The sequence below is a fragment of the Campylobacter pinnipediorum subsp. caledonicus genome (assembly GCF_002022005.1).
GTDB classification, from domain to species: domain Bacteria; phylum Campylobacterota; class Campylobacteria; order Campylobacterales; family Campylobacteraceae; genus Campylobacter_A; species Campylobacter_A caledonicus.
In genome coordinates, this window is record NZ_CP017258.1 from 867,466 (window position 1) to 889,761 (window position 22,296).

Sequence of the window (22,296 nt, forward strand, 5' to 3'; positions counted from 1 at the left end):
AGCCATTTTATTAAAAAAGGATAATGTATGAAAAAATTACTTATTATTTCTGGAGCTATTGCTATGTTTGCGACCTGTAGTTTTGCTGCTGATGGTTCTACTTTGTATAAAAAATGTATAGCTTGTCATGGAGCTAAAGCGGAAAAGAAATTTAATAATAAAGTTGGACCTTTAAATATGCTTTCAAAAGAAGATATTGTTTCTTCTTTAAAAGGTTATAAAGACGGTAGCGTAAATAAATATGCTATGGGTGCTATGATGAAGCCTGTTGCAAAACCTCTTAGCGATGATGATATGAATGCTGTTGCTGAGTATATACAGACTTTAAAATAATAATTGGGTGGATTTTTCCACCTAATTTTGAAATTTTTCTTAATTTTTAAAATTTATTTTATTTTTTAAAATTAAAGTGATATAATTTGTTTTATTGTTCATAAATTATTTTTAGGAGTAACAATGAAGCAAATTGGAATTATAGGCGGAATGGGTCCGCTTGCTACTATAGATCTTTATAATAAAATAGTGTCTTTAACCCCAGCCACTTGTGATCAAAAACATATTCATGTAGTCATAGACAGTTATCCACAAATTGAAGATAGAACAAAATTTATCATAGATAATGAAAAAAGTCCTATCGATAAACTCGTTGAGAGTGCAAAGAGATTAAAAGCAGCCGGTTGTGATGCTATAATAATTTCTTGTAATACTGCTCATTACTTTGCCAAAGAGATTGAAAAACAAGCAAATGTAAAAATTTTATATATAACAAAAATAGCTGTTGAAACTATAAAAAAACTATATCCAAATGCAAAAGATATTGCTGTTATAGCAACTAGTGGAACAAAAAAAGGTAGGGTGTATGACAAGATACTAGAAGAAAATGGATTAAATAGTGTTAGTTTTACAAATGAGCAGCAAGAAGCTTTAATGGACTGTATATACAAGGGTGTAAAAGCTGGCAAAACCAAAGATTATATCTCGCTTTTTAATAAAACTATTTCAGAAATCAAGGCTGATGTTTATATAGCTGCTTGTACTGAAATTCCAATGTTTTTGGAGTATTTGGATAAACCATATAATTTTATAGATGCTACGTTAGAATTAGCTAAATATACTGTTGATTATGCATTGGAAAAATAGTATATTTTATATAAATTTTTAAGTTTAAGTATCTGTGATGTATAATTTGTGGATTTTATTTTAAGGATAGGACATATATGGGAAGAGCGTTTGAATATAGAAGAGCTGCCAAAGAAGCTAGATGGGATAAAATGAGTAAGGTTTTTCCAAAACTTTCTAAAGCTATAACAGTTGCTGCAAAAGAAGGTGGAACTGACCCTGATATGAACCCAAAACTTCGTGCAGCAATAGCAGCTGCTAAAGCTGAAAATATGCCAAAAGACAATATAGACTCTGCTATAAAAAGAGCAAATGGTAAAGATAGTTCTGATATAAAGACTATATTTTATGATGGAAAAGCTGCTCACGGAACACAAATAATAGTAGAATGTGCTACTGACAATCCAACAAGAACAGTTGCCAATGTAAAAGCTATTTTTAATAAAAATGGTGGCGAAATATTGCCAAGTGGAAGTCTTAGTTTTATGTTTTCAAGAAAAAGCGTTTTTGAGATTGTAAAGCCTGATTGCGATTTGGAAGAATTAGAACTAAATTTGATTGATTTTGGTCTTACTGAGCTTGAAGTAGAGGAAGATAGTGTTGTTATTTATGGTGAATATACTAGTTTTGGAACTCTTAGTGAAGGCATAGAAAAAAATGGGCTTGAACTTAAAAAAGGTTCGCTTCAATATATTCCAAACTCTACAATACATTTAAATGAGTCTGAAATGGTAGATATAGAAAAGCTTCTTGATAAGTTAGAAGACGATGATGATGTTCAATCAGTATATACAAATATAGAATAATAAAAAATTAGGAGATAAAATGAGAGAAGAATTAAAAGTTTATGATATAAATTTAGATGAACTAAAGAAAAATGAATTTGCTGTATTGCATACCGAAAAAGGCGATATAAAGCTTGAGCTTTTCCACGAAGAAGCACCACAGGCTGTTATGAATTTTGTAAGTTTGATAAACTCAGGATTTTATAACGGATTAAATTTTCATAGAGTGATTAAAAACTTTGTAATACAAGGTGGTTGCCCTCATGGAAATGGAATGGGTGGACCAGGATATAGAATCAAATGCGAATGTGATAATCAAAATGTAAGACACGAAAGAGGAAGTCTTTCTATGGCTCACGCTGGTAGAGATACTGGTGGTTCTCAGTTTTTTATATGCCATAGTGCTCAACCACATCTTGATGGCGTACATACTGTTTTTGGAAAATGTGCTGATAACGAAAGCTTGAAAGTTCTAGATAGTATAGAAGCTATGAATAAGATAGTTTCAGCTGAAATTTTATCAAAATAATGATTTTTGCAAACTTTGTCAATAAAAGACAGAACAGTAAAATCCTAAAGATTTTTACAAGTCTTGCTTTCTGGGTTATATTTGCTATTATAGCTGGTATTGTTGTTGGGATACAATTTCCAGACATAGGAGTTGGCAGTAAGCCTGGGATTGATTATTTTATAAAGACTCTAAAACTTCTTATAGGGCCAATTATATTTTTAACAATAGTTTCTGGGATAGTTGGTCTTGAGAGTTTAAAAGAGCTTGGTAGTATAGGTTTAAAATCGTTTATATATTTTGAGATAGTAAGCACGCTAGCTTTGTCTATTGGTATATTTTTTGGAGAAACAATAAAACCTGGACATGGCATGCATCTTGATTGGACAAAGCTTGATGCTAGTAGTGTTGATAAATATACACATATAGATAGAGATGTTGGCTCTATGTGGTCTATATTAAAAAGTGCCGTTCCTAGCGATCCTATAAGTCCTTTTATATATTCAAATACTCTGCAAGTGCTTTTTATGGCTCTTGTGGTTGCAATATTTTTGTCATTTTTAAACCCAACTCGTAAAAAACAATGTTTAAAACCTCTGGAATTTATACAACATTATGTTTTAAAACTACTTAGTTTTTTAATGCTTTTTAGCCCTATAGCTGCATTTTCTGCTATGGCGTATTTGATTGGAAAATTTGGCATAGGTTCTTTGCTTGGAATGATGGAACTGCTTGCTGTAATGGCATTATCTAGTTTGTTTTTTATATTTGTGGTTTTGGGTATTATATGCTATTTTGCTAAGATAAATATATTTAAATTTATGAGGTTTATTGCCAAAGAAGTTTTAGTTGTATTTGCAACTAGTTCAAGTGAAACAGCCTTAGGACCACTTATGCAAAAACTGGAGAATGCTGGTATAAATCGTGGTGCTGTAGGACTTATAATACCTACTGGCTACTCTTTTAATTTAGATTGCACAAATATATATCTTAGCTTAAGTGTGATATTTTTGGCTCAAGCTTTTGATGTGCCTCTTAGTTTTGAAAACCTTATTAGTGTTCTCATTGTTTTAATGATAACAAGTAAAGGCGCAGTTGGAGTAACTGGATCTGGTTTTATTGTTTTGGCCGGAACACTTGCTGCTTTACCAAATACCGGTATACCTGTTGTTGCTGTTTCTGTTTTACTTGGTGTTGATAAATTTATGTCAGAAATGCGTGCTGTTGGAAATTTATGCGGTAATGCCGTTGGTTGTGCTGTCATATCCATGTGGGATAAAAAAGTCGATCTTGCAAAATTTAAGTATGCTCTTGATAATCCTAAGGAATTTGAGTTTAAAGTTTAAATAAAGGAATATATATGAGAAGTATTAGAGATATTATGAATGAGCGTTATACGACAAAGGTATTTGATAGTAATAAGAAAATTTCTGATGAAGATTTTGATCAAATAGAAAGTATTTTGGAATTAACACCAACTAGTACAAATTTACAACCTTTATATTTTGTGATAGCAAGTAATGATGAAAGTAAGGCTAGAATTTCTAAAGCTACACAGGGTCAGTTTGAGTTTAACTTAAAAAAGATCCAAAATGCTTCTCATATTATAGTTTTTTGTTCTAAGTGTTTTGTAGAAGATGCTCATTTGCAAAATGTAATAGAACAAGAAGATGCCGATGGTCGCTTTTTAAAGCCTGAGTTTAAAGACAAGGTTAGGCAAACTAGGGAATATTTTTTAAATTTTCATAGATTTGATTTAAAAGATGAAGCTCATTGGCATGCAAAACAAGCATATTTATCTTTGGGTAGCGTTTTGATGGCAGCTGCTACCCTTGGTATAGATACAACAGCTATAGAGGGCTTTGACTCCAATGCTTTAGATAATGAGCTTAAAATTAGAGAACTTGGATATACATCTCAAATTATCTTAGCCTTAGGCTATAAAAAAGAAAATGGAGATTTTAATTATACTCTTCCAAAATCTCGCCTGAAAAAGAATTTAATAATAAGAAAAAATTAATTTTTTATACTTTAAATATTGTAATTTTTTAGATTATGTCTCATATTGTAATTTAAAATTTTACAATATCTTTTTATTTTTATATCTTTAAGTTTCGATTATGTTTGTATTTTATAAAATCAAATTTCTAGTTTATTTATTTTAGATTATTTTGATTTTAAATCACAAGGATTCCTTTATGATAAATACAAAACGACTTAAAGAAGAGTTTCAAGAAATATCTAGATTTGGTGCTTTAAAAGATAAAGGAATTACTCGTTTAGCTTTTAGTAATGAAGATAAAGATGCTAGGGAATATCTCATAAAACTCATAAAACAATCCGGACTTAAAATAAAAATTGATAATGTTGGAAATATGTACGCTAGGTTTGATGATGTAAAAGAGCCAAATTTATCCGCAATTAGTGTTGGTTCTCATATAGATAGCGTTCCAAATGGTGGTTTTTATGATGGAACATTGGGTGTTATGTCTGGACTTGAAGCCATAAGAAGCATAAAAGAGAGTGGTCTTGAGCTAAAAAGACCATTGGAGCTTATCGTTTTTGTTTGTGAAGAGTCAAGTAGATTTAAAATGGCTACGATAGGTAGTAAAATAATAAGTTCAAAACTAGATATAGCAAAGCTTAAAGATTTAAAAGATGATAATGGTATAAGTGTTTTTGATGCTATGAAAAATTTTAATCTAAATCCAGAAAATTTACAAGAGTGCATTTTAAAAAATGGCACATACCTAGCATACCTAGAGCTTCACATAGAACAAGGTCCAGTTCTTGAAAGGCATAATATTCCTGTTGGTTTGGTTAGCGGGATTGCAGCACCTATAAGATATGAGTTAAAAGTTAAAGGAAAGGCTGATCATAGCGGTGCAACTCCCATGAATATGAGAAAAGATGCTTTGGTTTGTTCTAGTGAAATAATTTTAAATATAGAAAAACTCGCAAAAACACATAAAACATCGGTAGCCACCGTTGGATATGTAAAAACTTCTCCTGGAGTTTTAAATGTTATACCGCAAGAGTGTGTTTTAGGTATAGATATAAGGGATATAGATAGTTTGCAACTACAAAAACTTGATAGCGAAATTTATAATTGCATAGTAGAAATTTGTAAAAATAGGGCTTGTGATTTCGAACTTTTGCAACTTACAAAAGATACACCGGTTGTTTTAGATGAAAAAATAATAAAATTAATGAAAGAACAAGCAGAAAAATTAAAAATAAAAACTCTTGTATTGCCAAGTGGTGCAGGGCATGATGCTATGCATATGAAGGGCATAGCTTATTTTGTCGGTATGATATTTATACCTTGCAAAGATGGGATAAGCCATAATGTAAATGAGGATATAAATTTTGATGATGCTTTTAAGGGCGCTGAATTATTAGCTAAAACTATGTTTAGTTTGGCTAATTTATAGTAAAAAAGATTTTACAACGGGGTAAATAAAATGGATGATATATCTAAAAAGGTTTTAGAGCTAAAAGATGAGAGTATTAAGTGTAGAAGATTTTTTCACTCTCATCCAGAAACTGGTTGGTTTACCTTTTTTACAACGGCTGTTATAGCTGATAAAATGAGTAGGCTTGGATATAACCTAAAAATGGGGCGAGATATTATCGTGCCAGAAGAAAGGACTGGGCTTGGTAGTGATGAAAATTGCAAACAAGCTATACAAAGAGCAAAAAGTTTATTAAATAAAGAGCAGATTAAATATCTAGACATTATGGAAGATGGGTTAACTGGACTGGTTGCTGATATAGATACCGGTAGAGATGGTAAGTTTATCGCTTTTAGATTTGATATAGATGGTGTTGATGTTACGGAGAGTAAAGATAGTGACCATAGACCTTTTGTAGATGGTTTTAGTTCTGACATAAATGGTATAACTCACGCTTGTGGACATGATGGCCATATTACTATAGGGTTGTTGTTAGCAAAGCTTATATCTGAAAATTTAAATGATTTTAATGGTAAATTTAGGTTTATATTTCAAACAGCAGAAGAAGGCACTAGGGGAGCTGTTGGTATGGAGCCAACTGGCATCTTAGATGGTGTTGATTATTTATTTGGCGGACACATAGGATTTCAAGCAAAAGATATGGGCGGTATTATATGTGGGACTAATAAATTTCTTGCTACAAGTAAGTTTGATATAGTTTTAAAAGGTCGTTCTGCACATGCAGCTGGTTCACCACAAGACGGAGCAAATGCATTACTTGCTGCAGCTCAAATAGCTTTAAATATGCACGGTATAACAAGACATAGTGATGGTGTTACAAGGGTAAATGTTGGTATTTTAAGAGCTGGAGAAGGAAGAAACGTAATAGCTCCAAATGCCTATCTTGCCTGCGAAACAAGGGGAGAGACAACAGAACTTAATGAGTTTATGAAAGCAAAATCTTTTGATATAATAAAAGGTGTTTGTTTGGCTTATGGTGTGGATTATGAGATTGTGCATACTGGTGGAACTTCTGGTGGTGATAGCGATGATGAAGTGACTTATTTGTATGAAGAGTGTGCTAAAGAGTCACCTTTTGTTCAAAATGAAAAAATAGTTCAAAAACTTGATTTTGGTGCTTGTGAAGATTTCGCTCATTTTATGCAAAGTGTGCAAAAAAGCGGTGGAAAAAGTGGTTATCTTATGATAGGAACTACACTTGCCGCAGGACATCACAACTATAAATTTGACTTTGATGAGGACTCTTTGTTGGTCGGAATAGATGTATTTTTAAGAGCTATTTATAAAACAAACGGAATTTATAATAAAGGATAAAATATGAAAAAAGCTTTACTTTTAAGTGCTTCAAGCTACAAAGACACTGGTTATTTAACTCACAGTAAGGGCTGGATAAATGATTTTTTAGGTAGCGCAAAAGATGATGAAATTTTATTTATACCTTATGCTGGTGTAAGAAGAAATAATGAAGAATACGAACAAAAAGTTATAACTTGCTTAGAAAATAAAAATATCAAATCCATACATAGATATGATGACAAAATATCTGCTATAAAAAACGCAAAAACAATAGCTGTTGGTGGTGGAAATACCTTTGTTTTAATGCACTATCTTTATAAATTTAATCTAATAGATGCGATAAAACAAGCCGTAAGTGATAGTTGTTTGTATTTTGGCTGGTCTGCTGGTGCAAATATAGCTGGTAGTAGCATGATGACTACAAATGATATGCCAATAATAATGCCAAAATCATTTGATTCTTTAAACATCTTTCCTTATCAGATAAATCCACATTTTATAAGCGGTAAGATACAAGGCCATAATGGAGAGAGTAGAGAAGAGCGTTTGGAAGAGTTTTTGATAGTAAATCAAAATAGTATTGTGTATGCTATGCCTGAGGGAACTGGACTTTTGATAAATGATAATGAAGTGGAAGTTATAGGCTATGCTGATTTGATTAAATTTGAGTATAAAAAAGAGAATACTTTTATAAAAGTAGGTGATAAAATCAAAATATAAAGGAACTTTGTGGAAAATTTAAAAGTTATTTTTGCTTTACTAGGTATAGTTGCCGTTGTTGTTTTGCTTGTTAAAAAGTATGAAACAAAGACGGTTTTAATAGGCATTGGTCTGCTTTTATGTATACTTTCTCTTAAACCAATGGATGCTTTCTCTGCATTTACTGCTAATATGACAAAAGCTGGTCTTATAAAGGCTATATGTTCTAGTATGGGCTTTGCCTTTGTTATGAAATACACAAAATGCGATAAGCATTTGGTCAGACTTTTGACAAGTCCGCTTAAAAATGTTGGATTTTTCTTAATCCCTATAACCATAGCAGTTACTTACTTTATAAATATAGCTATACCTTCTGCGGCTGGTTGTTCAGCAGCTGTTGGCGCTACTTTAATACCACTTTTAATGTCGGCTGGAATAAAGCCTGAGATGGCAGCAGCTTCTGTTTTTGCTGGAACTTTTGGTGGTGTTTTGAGTCCTGGCTCTGCACACAATATTTTTGTTGCAGATTTGGTAAAAAAGACAAATCCTGAATTTACAGTTCAAGAGATTATTAAAGTCCAGTTTCCAAGTGCTATAACTTCTCTTTTGGTTGTTCTTGTTGCTATAACAATCGTTGCTTTGTTGTTTAAAGACTATCAAAAAGGACAAAATTTTTCAGTTTCTGCAAATGAAGTTTCACAAACAAAACAAGATGATGAAAGTGTAAATTATTTATATGCTTTGATGCCTTTGGTTCCACTTGTTATTTTAATTATCGGCGGAACAAGCTTAAAAGAGTATCCTTTCCTAGCTTGGACAAAAATGGGTGTGGCTGAAGCGATGTTGCTTGGTGCTATTGTTGCGATAATTGTAACTTTAACTAATCCACAAAAGATAACAAAAGAGTTCTTTAATGGTATGGGTAGTGCATATGCTGATGTCATGGGTATTATTATATCAGCTGGCGTTTTTGTTGCTGGACTTAAGGCTTGTGGCGCTATTGACCTTGTGATAGAGTTTTTAAAGGCCGAACAAGGTTATGCGAAATTTGGAGGCACTTTTATACCGTTTTTAATGGGTGTTGTAACTGGTTCAGGCGATGCTGCAACTTTTGCATTTAACCAAGCCGTTACGGTTCACGCCGCTGATTTGGGTATGGATCAAGCAAGTCTTGGTATGGCTGCCGCTATAGCTGGATCACTTGGTAGGTCTGCTTCTCCTATAGCTGGCGCTTGTATAGTATGTGCTGGTATAGCTGGCGTGAATCCTATAGGAATAGCAAAAAGAACATTTTTAGGTATGTTTTTATCTGTTGTAGTTATAGCATTTTTTATATTATAAAATTAAGGATTAAAATATGTATATAGTTGATAGATTTTTAAACTATACAAAAATCAACACAACAACAAATAGACAAAATGGATTAGATGGCATAATGCCTTCTAATCCAAAAGAGATGGAACTTGCAAAATTTATCAAAGCAGAGTTTGAAGAGCTTGGCTTAAAAGATATAAGCTTAAACGAAAAAGCTATTTTGGTGGCAAAATTACCTTCGAATTTAGATAAAAAAGTTCCAAGTGTAGCATTTTTTGCTCATCTTGATACAAGTGCTGAGCAGCAAAACGATACAAAGGCTCAGATGGTAAACTATAAAGGTGGCGATATTTGCCTAAATAAAGAGCTTAATATCTATTTAAAACAAAGTGAATTTCCTGAACTAAAAGAGTATGTAAATGATGATATTATAGTTACTGATGGCACTAGCTTGCTTGGAGCAGATGATAAGGCGGCTATTGCTAGTATAGTAAATATGCTTGAGTATTTTACCTCAAATCCAGAGATAAAGCATGGCGAGATTATAGCTTGTTTTTTACCTGATGAAGAGCAGGGTTTGAGAGGAGCTAAAGCTTTAGATGTGAGTAGTGTAGGGGCTGATTTTGGATATTGTTTAGATTGTTGTGGGATTGGTGAGTTTATATATGAAAACTGGAATGCTGGGGATTGTGTAGTGACTTTTGCAGGAGCTTCTGCTCATCCTATGAATGCAAAAGGAAAGCTTGTAAACTCTCTTTTGATGGCTCATAAATTTATATCTTTATTGCCTAACGGTGAAGCGCCTGAATATACAGAAAATAAAGAAGGATATTTTTGGGTAAAAGAACTTAGCGGAAATAGTTCTAAAACAGTTCTTAAAATAGATGTTAGAGAATTTGATGATGTAAAATATGCTCAAAGAATGCAATTTTTACAAGATATAACAGATGGTCTTAATAAAATTTGGGACAATAGGGTAAAAATAGTTTTAAACGATAGATATAAAAATGTATATAATTATCTAAAAAACGAAGAAGCACCGGCTATCAAATATGCTAAACAAGCGTTTGAAAATTTAAATATTAAGCCTATTATAAAACCTATGAGAGGCGGTTATGATGGTGCTGTTATATCCGAAAAGGGCATACCTTGTCCAAATTTATTTACAGGTGCTCACAATTTTCACTCTATTTATGAGTATTTGCCTGTAAAATCTTTGCTAGCATCAACTAATGTTGTAAAAGAAATTGTTAATTTAATTACTAAATAATTATAATAAATTTGTGTTTTTTAAAATTTTAAAAATAAGGAGGGAATTTATGTTCTCATTTTTTAAGGCTTCTTTACCAAAAGAAGAGAAGGTTAGTGCGGATAAGATTGATAGCACTTATAAAAAGTTAAGATGGCAAGTATTTGCTGGTGTATTTATAGGATATGCTGCTTATTATCTTATTCGCAAAAACTTCAGCCTTGCTATTCCTCACTTGATAGAAGAATATGGCTTTACAAAAGCACAACTAGGTATAGTTGGCGTTGCGCTTAGTTTTGCTTATGGCTTTAGTAAATTTATAATGGGAAATGTGTCTGATAGGTCAAATCCAAAATACTTCTTGGTTGCTGGTTTGCTTGGTTCAGCTGCGGTTAGTCTTATTTTTGGCTTAGTTCCAGGTGTACTTTCTAGCATTACTCTTATGGTTATTTTGGCTGCTTTTAATGGCTGGTTTCAAGGTATGGGCTACCCTCCTGGTGCAAAGACTATGACTAACTGGTTTAGTACAGGCGAGCGTGGAATATGGTGGAGTTGGTGGAATGTCAGCCATAATTTAGGTGGTGGACTCATAGGGCCATTAGCTATTTTAGGTGTGGCTATTTTTGGTACCTGGCACTCTTTGTTTTATCTACCTGCTTTGATTGCTATTGTTCTTGCTTTTGTTTGTTTTTATTTTATGAGAGATACTCCAGAGAGCGAAGGTCTGCCTAGCGTAGAAGAATACAAAGGTGAAAAGCACATCCAAAAGGTTGCCGGAGCACACGAGCTAAGTGCAAGTGATATATTTTTCAAATATGTTTTAAATAATAAATTCTTATGGTCAATAGCCATAGCAAACGCCTTTGTGTATTTTATAAGATACGGCATAATTGACTGGGCACCAACATACTTAAAAGAGGTTAAACATTTTAGTTTTGATAAGCAAAGTTGGGCATATTTTCTTTATGAGTATGCTGGAATTTTTGATATGCTTGCAAGTGGGTATATGAGCGATAAGGTATTTAAAGGGCATAGAGCGCCTCCTATGCTTTTATTTTTAGTTGGTGTTTTGATAGCTGTTGTGATATATTGGAAAAATCCAGCTGGAAATCCTCTTATTGATAACATCTGCCTTATAGCTATTGGATTTTTGATATATGGTCCAGTTATGATGATAGGACTTCAAGCGGCTGATTTGGTGCCTCGTGTTGCAACAGGAACAGCTACAGGTCTTACAGGTCTTTTTGGATATTTTCTAGGTTCTGCAAGCGCTGGTTATGTTATGGGAAAGGTTGTTGATTTGTATGGTTGGGACGGAGGTTTTTATACTTTGATTATCTCTTGTGTTCTTGCTTTTATATTTATTGCATTTACTCTATTTCATAAAACTTCAAGGCAATTAGCTTAAAGAAAAAAAGGGGCTTTGCCCCTTAAACTTATGTAAAAAATAAAGTATTTATCATAATTGCAAAAACACATAGTGGAGTTATAAATTTAATTAAAAAATACCATACTTCAAATACTGGGCGATTCATATAATTTAAAAACAACTCTTCAAGTGTCTTTCTTTTCATTACAAAACCAACAAATATAGCAACACCTATACCAGCAAGTGGCATCATGATATTTCCTGTAATAAAGTCCATAACATCAAAGAAATTTTTATCTAAAAATATCTTTTTGTCAAGCCCCATGCCACCTACATTTGATAAAAGAGATAGCACACCAAGCAATAAAATACCACTACCTAAAAATGCAAGTGACTTTGTTCGGCTTATATTAAAATGGCGAACTAGATAAAATGTAAATGGTTCTATAATGGAAACAGCGGATGTGATACCGGCAAAGGCTAGAGCGATAAAAAATGCTACAGCCAAAACATTTCCAAGGACGCCAAGTTTAGCAAAAAGTGTAGGTAAAGATATAAATACAAGACCAGGACCTTGTGCTGGAGTAGCGCCAAATTCAAATATAAAGGTAAAGATAATAAGACCTATCATCATTCCAAGTAAGATATTTATAAAAAGCACACTAAGTGCTGAACTAGCAAGGTTTGTTTTGTCGTTTATGCTAGCTGAATATGTGATAATAACAGCAAGTCCGATAGAAAGAGTCCAAAATGCAAGACCCATCGCATCAAGAAGTACCTTAAAATCAATTTTACTAAAATCAGGAACAAGTAAAAACTTTGCCGAATCACTAAAGCCATTCATTGTTACTGAATATGCAAGCATAATTAAAAGTAACACAAATAAGCTTGGCATCATCCATACATTTAGTTTTTCTATACCACTTTTAACACCACGACTAAGTATAAACATACATAGTGTAAAGATTGCTAAAAAGCAAGCTATCTGTGCTATCACATTTTCTTTTCCACCAATAAAACCTAAAAATAGACCTTTTGATGCCTCTATGTCAGATGGTAATATCCCAAACGATAATATAACATAATATAAAATCCAACCGATAATAACAATATAAAAGCTAGAAATCAGATAAGCACTAAGCATTCCTATCATGCCGACATAGCTCCATAGCTTTTTGTTTGTATGTGCTAGTTTAGCAAAGCCTGTTGGAGCATCACTCTCACTAAGCTTACCAATACTCATTTCAGCTAAAAAGATAGGTACACCTACTATAAAACAAATACCAAGATAAAGCAAAATAAATGCCGAACCACCATTTTGTCCTACCATATAAGGAAATTTCCAAGCATTTCCAAGCCCCACAGCTGACCCAGCAACGGCTAGTATATAGCCGATTTTAGAGAATTTATCCATGATTCTCACCCTTTGTAAAAAAATAAAGTATTTGATTTTAGCGAAAAAAACTTAATTTTCAAACTTTGGAGTAAAAAATATTTATTTAAGAAATTTTTTATAAAAATAATTGATGAAGTTTAATTTTTATAAAAAATTTAAGGCAAGACTATAGTTGCCTTAAATTTTAAATAGTTATTTGCAAGTTGCCTTGCCTGTTTTGTGGTTTATCGCACCATTATCTACAAGTAGTTTTATCATATCAGGTAGATTTCTAGAACAAGCATAAGACAAAGCACTTTGGTTATAAGAACCTAACTTTTTATCTTTGGTTGTTGTTGTGTAGTTTAATTTTGCACCCTTGCTTATTAAAAATTTAACTACATCTAAGCGGTTGTTGCTAGCTGCTACCATAACCAAGGTTTCGCCATCACTTTCAACTTCTTGGTCGTTTAAATCATATGGCGAAAGATTGCCGTAAACCTTTTTTACTATGTTTACATTCTTTCCAAGAACTGCTGATTTTAATACATTATATACATCGCCTCTATCTGTCGCATTAAGACTAGCACCATTAGAGATAAGATAATCAACTATGTCCTCATATCCTATAAAAGTAGCCCAGCCAAGAGCTGTTTGCCCCAAGCTTGCTTCATCTTTTACCTCTAAATCTTGTCCATTTTTTACCATTTTTTTAACTGTTTCAAGATCACCTTTTTTTACAGCATCAAACCAAGCTGCATCTTTGCCTTCACTAGGTTTTTCATAAAAAATTCTCCAAGCAAGTCTAGATTTGTTTGCTATATCATTCATCTCCTCGGCATTAAATCTAAAATCATTGCTATATGGCTTTATCATATCCGCACCAAAAACACTAGCTGCAAAAGCTGCTGCTAAAAGTAATTTTTTCATTTTTGTCCTTTAAAATTTAAATTTATTTATCAAATTATTTTATAACAAGACCTTGCATTATAGAGTTTCTATTTACCCATACCAATGTTTTTTGTCCATTTGTTGATTTTATAGCTTTTGTCCTTTAAAATTTAAATTTATTTATCAAATTATTTTATAACAAGACCTTGCATTATAGAGTTTCTATTTACCCATACCAATGTTTTTTGTCCATTTGTTGATTTTATAGCTTTTGTAAAGCTATCTATATCTTTTATTATATCTTCTCCAACTTGAACAATAATATCGCCTCTGAGAAAGCCTATATCACTAGCTTTTGATTTTTGTTTTACATCTGTAACCAAAATGCCTGTGATATCTGAATTTAATTTATATCTTCTTTTTAATTCATCATTTATGTTAGAGACACTAAGTCCTTCTATGCTTTGTATATCTTTTGCATTTGAAGCATTGAGGCTCATATTTGCCAATTTCATTTTTGTTTTAGATATTTTTTTGCTTCTCTCATATGTTACACTTACTTCCGTATTTGGAGCGATTGAGCCTATTGTATTTTTTAAATCATTTGCGCTTTTTATATCTTTATCGTTTATGGCAATTATTAAATCACCTCTTTTTATACCTGCTTTATCGGCTGGAAAATCTTTTTCAACACTGCTTATTAAAGCACCTTCTTTATTTTTATATAGCTCTTTTTGATCTTCTGTTAAATTTGCTATCATTACACCTATGTAACCACGCTCAATTTTTCCATCACTGATTAATTTTTGCGCTACATTTTTTACCATACTAGATGGGATGGCAAAACCTATTCCGCTACTATCGCCACCTCTTGATAATATTGCTGAGTTAATTCCTATTAAAGCACCTCTGCTATCAACCAAAGCTCCTCCTGAGTTTCCAGGATTTATAGATGCGTCCGTTTGTATGAAATTTTCATATTGATTTAGACCTATATTGTTTTTGTTTAAGGCCGAGATTATACCTCTTGTTATACTACTTCCAACACCAAAAGGATTACCTATGGCAAACACAACATCGCCTTCAAGGATTTTAGAAGAGTCAGCTAATTTTATGGCATTTAAATTGTTATCTTCTATTTTTATAACAGCTAAATCGGTTTTTGAATCAGTTCCTATAATCTTTGCTTTATAATCCTTGTGATTTTCAGGTAGAGTTACTATTATTTCATCGCTATCTTCTATAACATGATTGTTTGTTACTATATAGCCATCTTTTGATATTATAACACCTGAACCAAGAGATGAACTTTTTTGTTGTCTTTCATAAGGTATTCCAAAGTTAAATCCAAAAAATTCTTTAAAGAATGGATCATTAAACATTTCTTCTATGCCATTTTGGGAAGTGCGAATAGTTTTTGTAGTTGATATATTTACAACAGATTTTTTGGCATTTGCTATAGAATCATGATATGACAAAATAGTATTTTCACTATTTTCTATTGGAGATATTCTTTTTATGTTAGAGTCTGCTTCGTTAAATGTTATACCATTTGAATATAGCAAACTTGCTGCAAAAATAGATATTATTGCAATTTTTTTCATTATTTATTCCTTTGTGTTAAAATATTTTTAAGATTTTGAATTATATGACTAAGATAATAATAAAATTTAAATATTTTTTTATTAAAACGTAAAATATATAATAAATATGTAATATTTTATGTATAAAAATACGTATTTATTGAGTGTATAAAATTATGAAATTTATTTTTTAATATAAATTAATGTAATCCCAAAGAAATAATTGATAAAATAGTAATTATATATTTTAAAAGTTTATAAAAAAAGGTTTTGTTTATGTTTGAAGTAATTATTGGACTTGAGGTGCATGCTCAACTTAATACTGATACAAAGATTTTTTGCTCTTGTTCTACAAGTTTTGGTGATGAGGCAAATACTCACGTGTGTCCAACTTGTTTAGCCTTACCTGGTGCCTTACCTGTGTTAAATAAAGAAGCTGTAAGAAAAGCGATAAGTTTTGGCGCTGCTGTAAATGCTACTATAAATAAAAAATCTGTGTTTAATAGAAAAAATTATTTTTACCCTGATTTACCAAAGGCTTATCAAATTTCACAATTTGAGATACCTATAGTTGAAAATGGAGAACTTTTTATAGAGGTAAATGGAGAAAAGAAAAGAATAGGTATAACAAGGGCACACTTAGAAGAAGATGCTGGTAAAAATATCCATGAAGATGGAAGAAGTTTGGTTGATTTAAATAGGGCTGGCACACCTTTGCTTGAAATAGTAAGTGAACCTGACCTTAGAAGTTCTGATGAGGCTGTTGCTTATCTTAAAAAACTTCACTCAATACTGAGATTTTTAAATATTTCTGATGCGAATATGCAAGAGGGAAGTTTTCGTTGCGATGCAAATGTTAGTATAAGACCAAAAGGCGATACAAAACTTTATACAAGGGTTGAGATTAAAAATCTAAATTCATTTAAATTTATACAAAAAGCTATAGATTATGAGGTAGAGCGCCAAAGTATAGCTTGGGAAGATGGCAATTATGATGAAGAGGTATATCAAGAAACAAGGCTTTTTGATACTGTAAATTTAACAACTCGTTCTATGCGTGGTAAAGAAGATAGTGCTGAATATAGATATTTTCCTGATCCTGATTTGCTTCCTGTTGAAATAAGCGATGAGATGTATAACGAATGCATAAAAATACCAGAGCTAGCAGATGAAAAAGTAATAAGATATCAAAAAGAGTTCGGGATAAAAGAAGAAGATGCTTTAAATTTAGTAAACAGTATTGAGATGAGTAGATATTTTGAAGATGTTGTGAGTGAAAATATATCGCCAAAACTTTGCGTAACTTGGATACTTGTTGAATTACTCGCTAGATTAAAAAATGGATTAACTATACAAAATAGTCCAGTAGATAGCAAAAAAATGAAAGAGCTTTTAAAAAGAATAGAAGATTCTACTATAAGTGCTAAGGCAGCAAAAGATGTACTTGATTATTTAATGCAAAATGATGTAAGTGTAGATGAAGTTATAGATAAATTAGGACTTAAACAAGTAAGTGATGATGGCGCAATCGTTGAAATTATTAAAAACATACTTGATAAAAACCAAGATAAAGTTTTAGAATACAAAAATGGAAAAGATAAGCTTTTTGGATTTTTTGTAGGACAGGTTATGAAAGAGGGTAAAGGTGCTTTTAACCCAGCTAAAGTAAATGAATTATTAAATAAAGCTTTAAAATGAAAATAGCTGTAATAGGAGCTGGTAAATGGGGTATGGCGTTATTTAACGCTTTTAGTGAAAATAACGAGTGTTATATAACATCAAGAACGCAAAAACCAATAGAAAATTTTGTTGATTTACAAGATGCTTTAAAATGTGATTATCTTGTTTTTGCCATACCTACACAAAAAACACATGAATGGCTTAAAAATAATTTTAAATTTAATGACCAAAAAATCTTGATAGCTAGTAAAGGTATAGATATAAAAAGCAAAAGATTTTTAAATGAAATTTATGAGGAGTTTGTGCCGGCTTCAAATTTAGCTTTTCTATCTGGACCAACTTTTGCAAAAGAGGTTCAAAAAAAACTACCTTGTGCTTTGGTTGTTAGCTCTTCAAATTTAGAATTGGCTGATAAATTTTGCAGTTTTTTTCCTAAATTTATGAAAGTATATTCATCAGATGATATTGTAGGCGCAGAAGTTTGTGGAGCCTATAAAAATGTTATAGCTATAGCTGGTGGTATATGTGATGGTCTTGGTCTCGGTAATAATGCAAGAGCTAGCCTTATATCTAGAGGTCTTGTTGAAATGACTAGATTTGGAAAATTTTTTGGTGCAAAAGAAGATACTTTCTTGGGTCTTAGCGGAGCAGGGGATCTTTTTTTGACAGCTTCAAGTGTTTTGTCTAGAAATTATAGAGTTGGTATAGGTCTTGCAAAAAACGAAAGTTTGGAAAAAATTTTAGATGAACTTGGAGAGGTAGCCGAGGGCGTAGCAACCTCATATGCAATATGTGAGATTTCAAAACAAAAAGGAATTTATACACCAATAGCTGATGAAGTTTCTTTAATGCTAGATGGTAAAGATGTTTATGAAAGCTTGGAAAAACTACTAGGTCGTAGATGAGATTTTTTCTTATATTTTGCTTTTTAATAAATTTATATTCAAAAGAAATGGGTTTAAGAGAGCAAATTTCTGAGATGATTATGGTTGGTTTTAATGGCCAAAAATATAGCGATAAAGATGTCAGAATTATGATTAGCGATCTTCATTACCCTAGATTTGGTGGTGTTGTTTTGTTTGGAAGAAATATACAAAACAAAAGCCAATTAACAAAACTAATAAATTTAATAAAGCAAGAACGTCAAAATATACTTGTAGCCATAGATGAAGAAGGTGGAGAAGTTAGTAGATTGGTCGATAGTAGTTTTGGTGAAAAAACTTTAAGTGCTTATAAAGTTGGTGCCAATTTTGATATAAATAGTGCAAAAATCATTTATGAAAAATTAGCGAAAAAACTACAAGATTGTGGTGTAAATATGAACTTTGCTCCAGTTGTTGATTTGCATGATGTAAACTCTAAAATAATAGGACAAAAAGAAAGAGCATATAGTCAAAATTCTCAAAAAGTAAGTTTATATGCAAATATTTTTGCAGATTCATTGCATAAGTTTAATATAATAAATACTTTTAAGCATTTTCCTGGTCATGGTAGGTCAAAACAGGACTCACACAAAGAGAAAACTTACGTTAATATAACCGCAGATGATATTTTTGCTTATAGGGAAGCTATAAGATTAAATAAAATAGACACTATAATGGTTGGTCATATTTTTGTTAATAATATAGATGATAAAAATCCAGCAAGTTTATCTAATACAATTATAAATTTAATGCTTAGAAAAGAGCTTGGTTTTGATGGTGTTGTTATTAGTGATGATATGCTTATGGGCGGATTGGGTAATTATACACTAAAGGAAAAAATTATAAAATTTATAAATGCTGGTGGGGATATTATGCTTTTTAGTGAGTTTAAAATCAAAAATAAAAGAGTAGGGGATGTTGTGTATGAGTGTATCTTGGATGCAATAAAAAATGGTGAAATTACAAAAGAACGAATAAAAAAATCTTATAAAAGAATAATGAAATTAAAGGAAAAAATATAATGAAAAAACCAAAAATAATTGTTATTGGTGCTGGTTATGCCGGCATGGCTTTTTTAAAAAGCTTAGATGAGGAGTGTTTTAAAAAAGGTGATTTTACTATAATAAATAAAAACTCATATCATTATCATTCAACAATGCTTCACAAAGTTGCAACTGCTGAAAAGAGCGGTAAGATTATGTTTGATTTAAGAGAAATTTTACACCCCGAGATAAAAATAATACAACAATTGGTTACAGATATAGATGAAAAAAATCATGTTATCACTACTGAATTTGGAAGTTATGAATATGATTATTTGGTTTGTGCAGCAGGGTTTGAAAAAGAGAGTTTTAACTTAGAAGGAATTTCAAATGCGATGTTTATAGATTCTTATTCTCAGTCTGCTAGAATATGTGAACAGATAAAATTAAAATTTGATCAAGCCTTAGAAAATGAAAAGGGCATGGAAGTAGTTGTTTGTGGTGGTGGTCTTACTGGTATAGAGTTTGCTGCATCTTGTGCTAATATGATAAAAGAAAAATGTAAATTTTATAATGTTTCTAAACAATTACAAGATAAATTTAAAGTCAAATTAGTTAGCTCAACTCCTAGACTTTTAACTTTTTTTAGCGAGAAGTTATCTAAAAAAACAGCTGATAAGTTAGAGGAATTAGGGGTAAATGTTATACATGATACAAAGATAAAATCTTTAGAAAAAAATAAAGTTATTTTTGAAGATGGCTCTTTTAATGCTGATTTGATAGTTTGGACAGCTGGTGTTAAAGGTGCTAGTATAGTAAGTGATAGTGATAGAGAAAATGAAAGAGGAAGAGTAAAAGTAGATGATAAATTAAGAGCTATTGGTAGTAAGCATATGTTTTATATAGGAGATGTTAGTGCGGTTAAAGACAAAAAAAATGGTGGATATTATCCTCCAACAGCACAGATAGCCTGTGAGCAGGGTGCTTATTTGGCAAGAGAATTTCGCAGTATTCTTTTTAATGAAGAATTTAATGAAGAATTTAATTTTAGAAGTAATGGTATTATATGTTCTATAGGGCATAAGTATTCTGTTGCAAAAGTGTTTGGTTTTGAGCTTTCTGGTTTATTACCTTCTTTTTTAAAAACAATAGTGGAAAAGAAATGGAATGTTAAGATTTTAGGAATAAAGGGTATATTTTTATAATCATTACAAAAGAAGGTTTTAAAACCTTCTTTTGTTTTAATCTTTTAATTCATCAACCATTTGGTTGTATATTTTAAATATATTGGTGCTTATATCTTCCAGTCTATAAAATTTATTTGCTATTAGATCTATATTTGATTTATTGTAGCCATTTTTTGCATTATCTGAGATTTCTAATACATTAATATTAAAATCAGAAATCAAATTTTTCAGAGCATTATATGATTTTGTATTTTTAAATTTATCATAACATTCCCCAGCATACCATTTTTCAAACTCATTGTTTATTTTTTCTAAATTTTCAATATGAATATTTTCATTTATTACATCTGAATACAAATTAGTTTTGTGTATTATTTGTGATATCTTTGCTATTATACTAAATGTTTTATTTTCAACATATTTTGATGTAATTGCTGTAGTTTCTGCATCAGAATTAAATTTATTTAATATATTTTTAAACATTTCAACACTTACATTAGCCTCTTGCGCTATCTTGTTAATTTCATCAGAATTTTGGCTAATTTCTTTTGTTTCTTGCTGTAATGTTTGTATGCTTATGCTTATTTCACTAGTTGCTTTTTGGGTATTTTCAGCAAGTTTTTTTACTTCATCTGCAACAACAGCAAAACCTCTTCCATGCTCACCAGCTCTTGCTGCTTCTATTGCGGCATTTAATGCTAATAAATTTGTTTGTTCTGCTATATCTTTTATTAATCCAACTACTGATGATATTTCATCGGTTCTTGATGTTAAACTTTTTATAGCATTAGTTGAATTATCAACTAAACTTTCTAACGAATTCATACTGGTACTTAATTTTTGCATACTTAACAAAGTTTCGTTTGCTGTGTCTGATGTTTGTTGTGCAATGTTGGTCATTTGTGTTAAATTTTTTATGCTTATATTTAAATCATTTTGTACATCTTCTATTCCATTGCTTCCATTTTTTAAATTGCCAAATTTTTCAGATAACACACCTCTTATCTTGCCTTTTTGTCCAGCTTTAATTCCATCTACACCGTTACTCATAAAAATGGCATTTGTTTTAAATAAACCTCTAAAACCCTCTGTAAAAATATTTCTATATGTAACACCACTTTCAGCCATACTAACACAAGTCGCCATCTCTCTTTGTAGTGCCTCGATTTGATCAAGCAAATCATTTATGCCAAGTGCTATCTCGCCCATTGGGTCGCTAGTGTCTGGATTGATTATACGGGGTTCTAGTATTCCATTTCTAGCTGATTTTATTACTTCTAATATTTCATTGTAATTAACTTTTTTCTTACTGCCAAACACAATCAACTCCTTTTTAGCTTCTTTGTAAATTATTTACAAATTCATCATAGGTTGTATTTTTTTCATTAAGTAAATTTTGTAAATATTTAAAAGAGGCATCAACGCCACCATTTTTTTCTAGATTTAGAAGTTTTTCATAAAGCGGCTTAATAACATCTAATGCTTTTTGATTTGGTTTTCTTCTTACTGAATAATAACCAACTATATTTTCACTTTGGTCTAAAGATGCAGTTATATTTGCAAAAACCCAATAGAAAGAACCATCAAAACTACGATTTTTTACATATGCAAAAATCTCTTGTTTGCTTTCAATCTTTTCCCATAGCATTTTAAATATAACTTTTGGCATATCTGGATGTCTTACTATATTGTGTTGTTTCCCTATAAGCTCATTACCTTTTGCTCCAACAATATTTATAAATGGAACATTGCAATAAGTTATTCTTCCACTCTTATCTGTTTTTGAGACCAAAAAAGCACTTTCGCTTACTTGTCTTTCTATATTTGTTGTTATATTAGACATTTATTTTCCTTGTTTA

General features: G+C 31.3%; 21 protein-coding genes. 16 read left to right on the forward strand and 5 right to left on the reverse strand.

The window, feature by feature from the left end:
• The first annotated feature begins 27 nt into the window (after nucleotides 1–27).
• From CPIN18021_RS04390 to pgtP, 12 genes are all read left to right on the forward strand, one after another.
• Nucleotides 28–333 carry a c-type cytochrome gene (locus CPIN18021_RS04390; protein WP_078423317.1) on the forward strand — a complete coding sequence of 102 codons (306 nt, stop codon included), beginning with the start codon at nucleotides 28–30 and terminating at the stop codon, nucleotides 331–333.
• A gap of 123 nt (nucleotides 334–456) precedes the next feature.
• A complete protein-coding gene (cuyB, locus tag CPIN18021_RS04395; protein ID WP_078424505.1) occupies nucleotides 457–1,140 on the forward strand; it encodes a cysteate racemase in 684 nt (227 codons plus the stop codon).
• Between the two features lie 77 nt (nucleotides 1,141–1,217).
• A complete protein-coding gene (locus CPIN18021_RS04400; protein ID WP_078423318.1) occupies nucleotides 1,218–1,925 on the forward strand; it encodes a YebC/PmpR family DNA-binding transcriptional regulator in 708 nt (235 codons plus the stop codon).
• Nucleotides 1,926–1,944: 19 nt separating this feature from the next.
• Nucleotides 1,945–2,433: a peptidylprolyl isomerase gene (locus CPIN18021_RS04405; RefSeq protein ID WP_069632135.1), complete on the forward strand. Its 489-nt coding sequence runs from the start codon at nucleotides 1,945–1,947 to the stop codon at nucleotides 2,431–2,433.
• Entirely contained in the window at nucleotides 2,433–3,758 is a 1,326-nt protein-coding gene (locus CPIN18021_RS04410; RefSeq protein ID WP_078423319.1) for a cation:dicarboxylate symporter family transporter, read from the forward strand. The genes CPIN18021_RS04405 and CPIN18021_RS04410 overlap by 1 nt, the downstream gene beginning before the upstream one ends.
• 14 nt (nucleotides 3,759–3,772) lie before the next feature.
• Complete coding sequence (nfsB, locus tag CPIN18021_RS04415) at nucleotides 3,773–4,432, forward strand: oxygen-insensitive NAD(P)H nitroreductase (protein WP_226995998.1); 660 nt, start codon at nucleotides 3,773–3,775, stop codon at nucleotides 4,430–4,432.
• Nucleotides 4,433–4,610: 178 nt separating this feature from the next.
• A complete protein-coding gene (locus CPIN18021_RS04420; protein WP_078424506.1) occupies nucleotides 4,611–5,846 on the forward strand; it encodes a M20 family metallo-hydrolase in 1,236 nt (411 codons plus the stop codon).
• A 30-nt stretch (nucleotides 5,847–5,876) separates the two neighbouring features.
• Nucleotides 5,877–7,202, forward strand: coding sequence for an amidohydrolase (locus CPIN18021_RS04425; protein WP_078423321.1), 1,326 nt, complete (start codon nucleotides 5,877–5,879; stop codon nucleotides 7,200–7,202).
• Between the two features lie 3 nt (nucleotides 7,203–7,205).
• Nucleotides 7,206–7,904: a dipeptidase PepE gene (gene pepE, locus CPIN18021_RS04430; protein WP_078423322.1), complete on the forward strand. Its 699-nt coding sequence runs from the start codon at nucleotides 7,206–7,208 to the stop codon at nucleotides 7,902–7,904.
• A 9-nt stretch (nucleotides 7,905–7,913) separates the two neighbouring features.
• Nucleotides 7,914–9,224: a C4-dicarboxylate transporter DcuC gene (gene dcuC, locus CPIN18021_RS04435; protein WP_078424507.1), complete on the forward strand. Its 1,311-nt coding sequence runs from the start codon at nucleotides 7,914–7,916 to the stop codon at nucleotides 9,222–9,224.
• A gap of 16 nt (nucleotides 9,225–9,240) precedes the next feature.
• The gene (pepT, locus tag CPIN18021_RS04440; protein ID WP_078424508.1) at nucleotides 9,241–10,467 is read left to right on the forward strand and encodes a peptidase T; all 1,227 of its coding nucleotides are present in this window, start codon (nucleotides 9,241–9,243) and stop codon (nucleotides 10,465–10,467) included.
• A 49-nt stretch (nucleotides 10,468–10,516) separates the two neighbouring features.
• Nucleotides 10,517–11,854, forward strand: a complete 1,338-nt coding sequence (gene pgtP, locus CPIN18021_RS04445) for a phosphoglycerate transporter protein PgtP (protein WP_078424509.1) — start codon at nucleotides 10,517–10,519, stop codon at nucleotides 11,852–11,854.
• A 28-nt stretch (nucleotides 11,855–11,882) separates the two neighbouring features.
• On the opposite strand, the gene CPIN18021_RS04450 is transcribed toward pgtP, so the two are convergent.
• The 3 genes from CPIN18021_RS04450 to CPIN18021_RS04460 form a co-directional block, all read right to left on the reverse strand.
• The gene (locus tag CPIN18021_RS04450) at nucleotides 11,883–13,229 is read right to left on the reverse strand and encodes a sodium-dependent transporter (RefSeq protein ID WP_078424510.1); all 1,347 of its coding nucleotides are present in this window, start codon (nucleotides 13,227–13,229) and stop codon (nucleotides 11,883–11,885) included.
• Between the two features lie 174 nt (nucleotides 13,230–13,403).
• Nucleotides 13,404–14,120, reverse strand: a complete 717-nt coding sequence (locus tag CPIN18021_RS04455; protein ID WP_078424511.1) for an ankyrin repeat domain-containing protein — start codon at nucleotides 14,118–14,120, stop codon at nucleotides 13,404–13,406.
• Between the two features lie 149 nt (nucleotides 14,121–14,269).
• The gene (locus CPIN18021_RS04460; protein ID WP_078424512.1) at nucleotides 14,270–15,685 is read right to left on the reverse strand and encodes a Do family serine endopeptidase; all 1,416 of its coding nucleotides are present in this window, start codon (nucleotides 15,683–15,685) and stop codon (nucleotides 14,270–14,272) included.
• Between the two features lie 255 nt (nucleotides 15,686–15,940).
• Here CPIN18021_RS04460 and gatB point away from each other — a divergent pair, with 255 nt between their 5' ends.
• Genes gatB through CPIN18021_RS04480 form a run of 4 tightly spaced genes read left to right on the forward strand, consistent with a single transcriptional unit; the run spans nucleotide 15,941 to nucleotide 20,455 of the window.
• Entirely contained in the window at nucleotides 15,941–17,362 is a 1,422-nt protein-coding gene (gene gatB / locus CPIN18021_RS04465) for an Asp-tRNA(Asn)/Glu-tRNA(Gln) amidotransferase subunit GatB (RefSeq protein ID WP_078424513.1), read from the forward strand.
• Nucleotides 17,359–18,249, forward strand: coding sequence for an NAD(P)H-dependent glycerol-3-phosphate dehydrogenase (locus CPIN18021_RS04470; protein WP_078423330.1), 891 nt, complete (start codon nucleotides 17,359–17,361; stop codon nucleotides 18,247–18,249). The genes gatB and CPIN18021_RS04470 overlap by 4 nt, the downstream gene beginning before the upstream one ends.
• Nucleotides 18,246–19,289, forward strand: a complete 1,044-nt coding sequence (locus CPIN18021_RS04475) for a glycoside hydrolase family 3 N-terminal domain-containing protein (protein WP_078423331.1) — start codon at nucleotides 18,246–18,248, stop codon at nucleotides 19,287–19,289. The genes CPIN18021_RS04470 and CPIN18021_RS04475 overlap by 4 nt, the downstream gene beginning before the upstream one ends.
• Entirely contained in the window at nucleotides 19,289–20,455 is a 1,167-nt protein-coding gene (locus CPIN18021_RS04480; protein ID WP_078424514.1) for an NAD(P)/FAD-dependent oxidoreductase, read from the forward strand. Before CPIN18021_RS04475 ends, CPIN18021_RS04480 begins: the two co-directional genes overlap by 1 nt.
• Before the next feature lie 36 nt (nucleotides 20,456–20,491).
• On the opposite strand, the gene CPIN18021_RS09155 is transcribed toward CPIN18021_RS04480, so the two are convergent.
• Together CPIN18021_RS09155 and CPIN18021_RS04490 are read right to left on the reverse strand one after the other, a co-directional pair.
• Nucleotides 20,492–21,646, reverse strand: a complete 1,155-nt coding sequence (locus CPIN18021_RS09155; protein ID WP_193431658.1) for a methyl-accepting chemotaxis protein — start codon at nucleotides 21,644–21,646, stop codon at nucleotides 20,492–20,494.
• 124 nt (nucleotides 21,647–21,770) lie between these two features.
• On the reverse strand, nucleotides 21,771–22,280 hold the full coding sequence (locus CPIN18021_RS04490) for a PAS domain-containing protein (RefSeq protein ID WP_078424515.1): 510 nt from the start codon (nucleotides 22,278–22,280) through the stop codon (nucleotides 21,771–21,773).
• Nucleotides 22,281–22,296 lie beyond the last annotated feature (16 nt).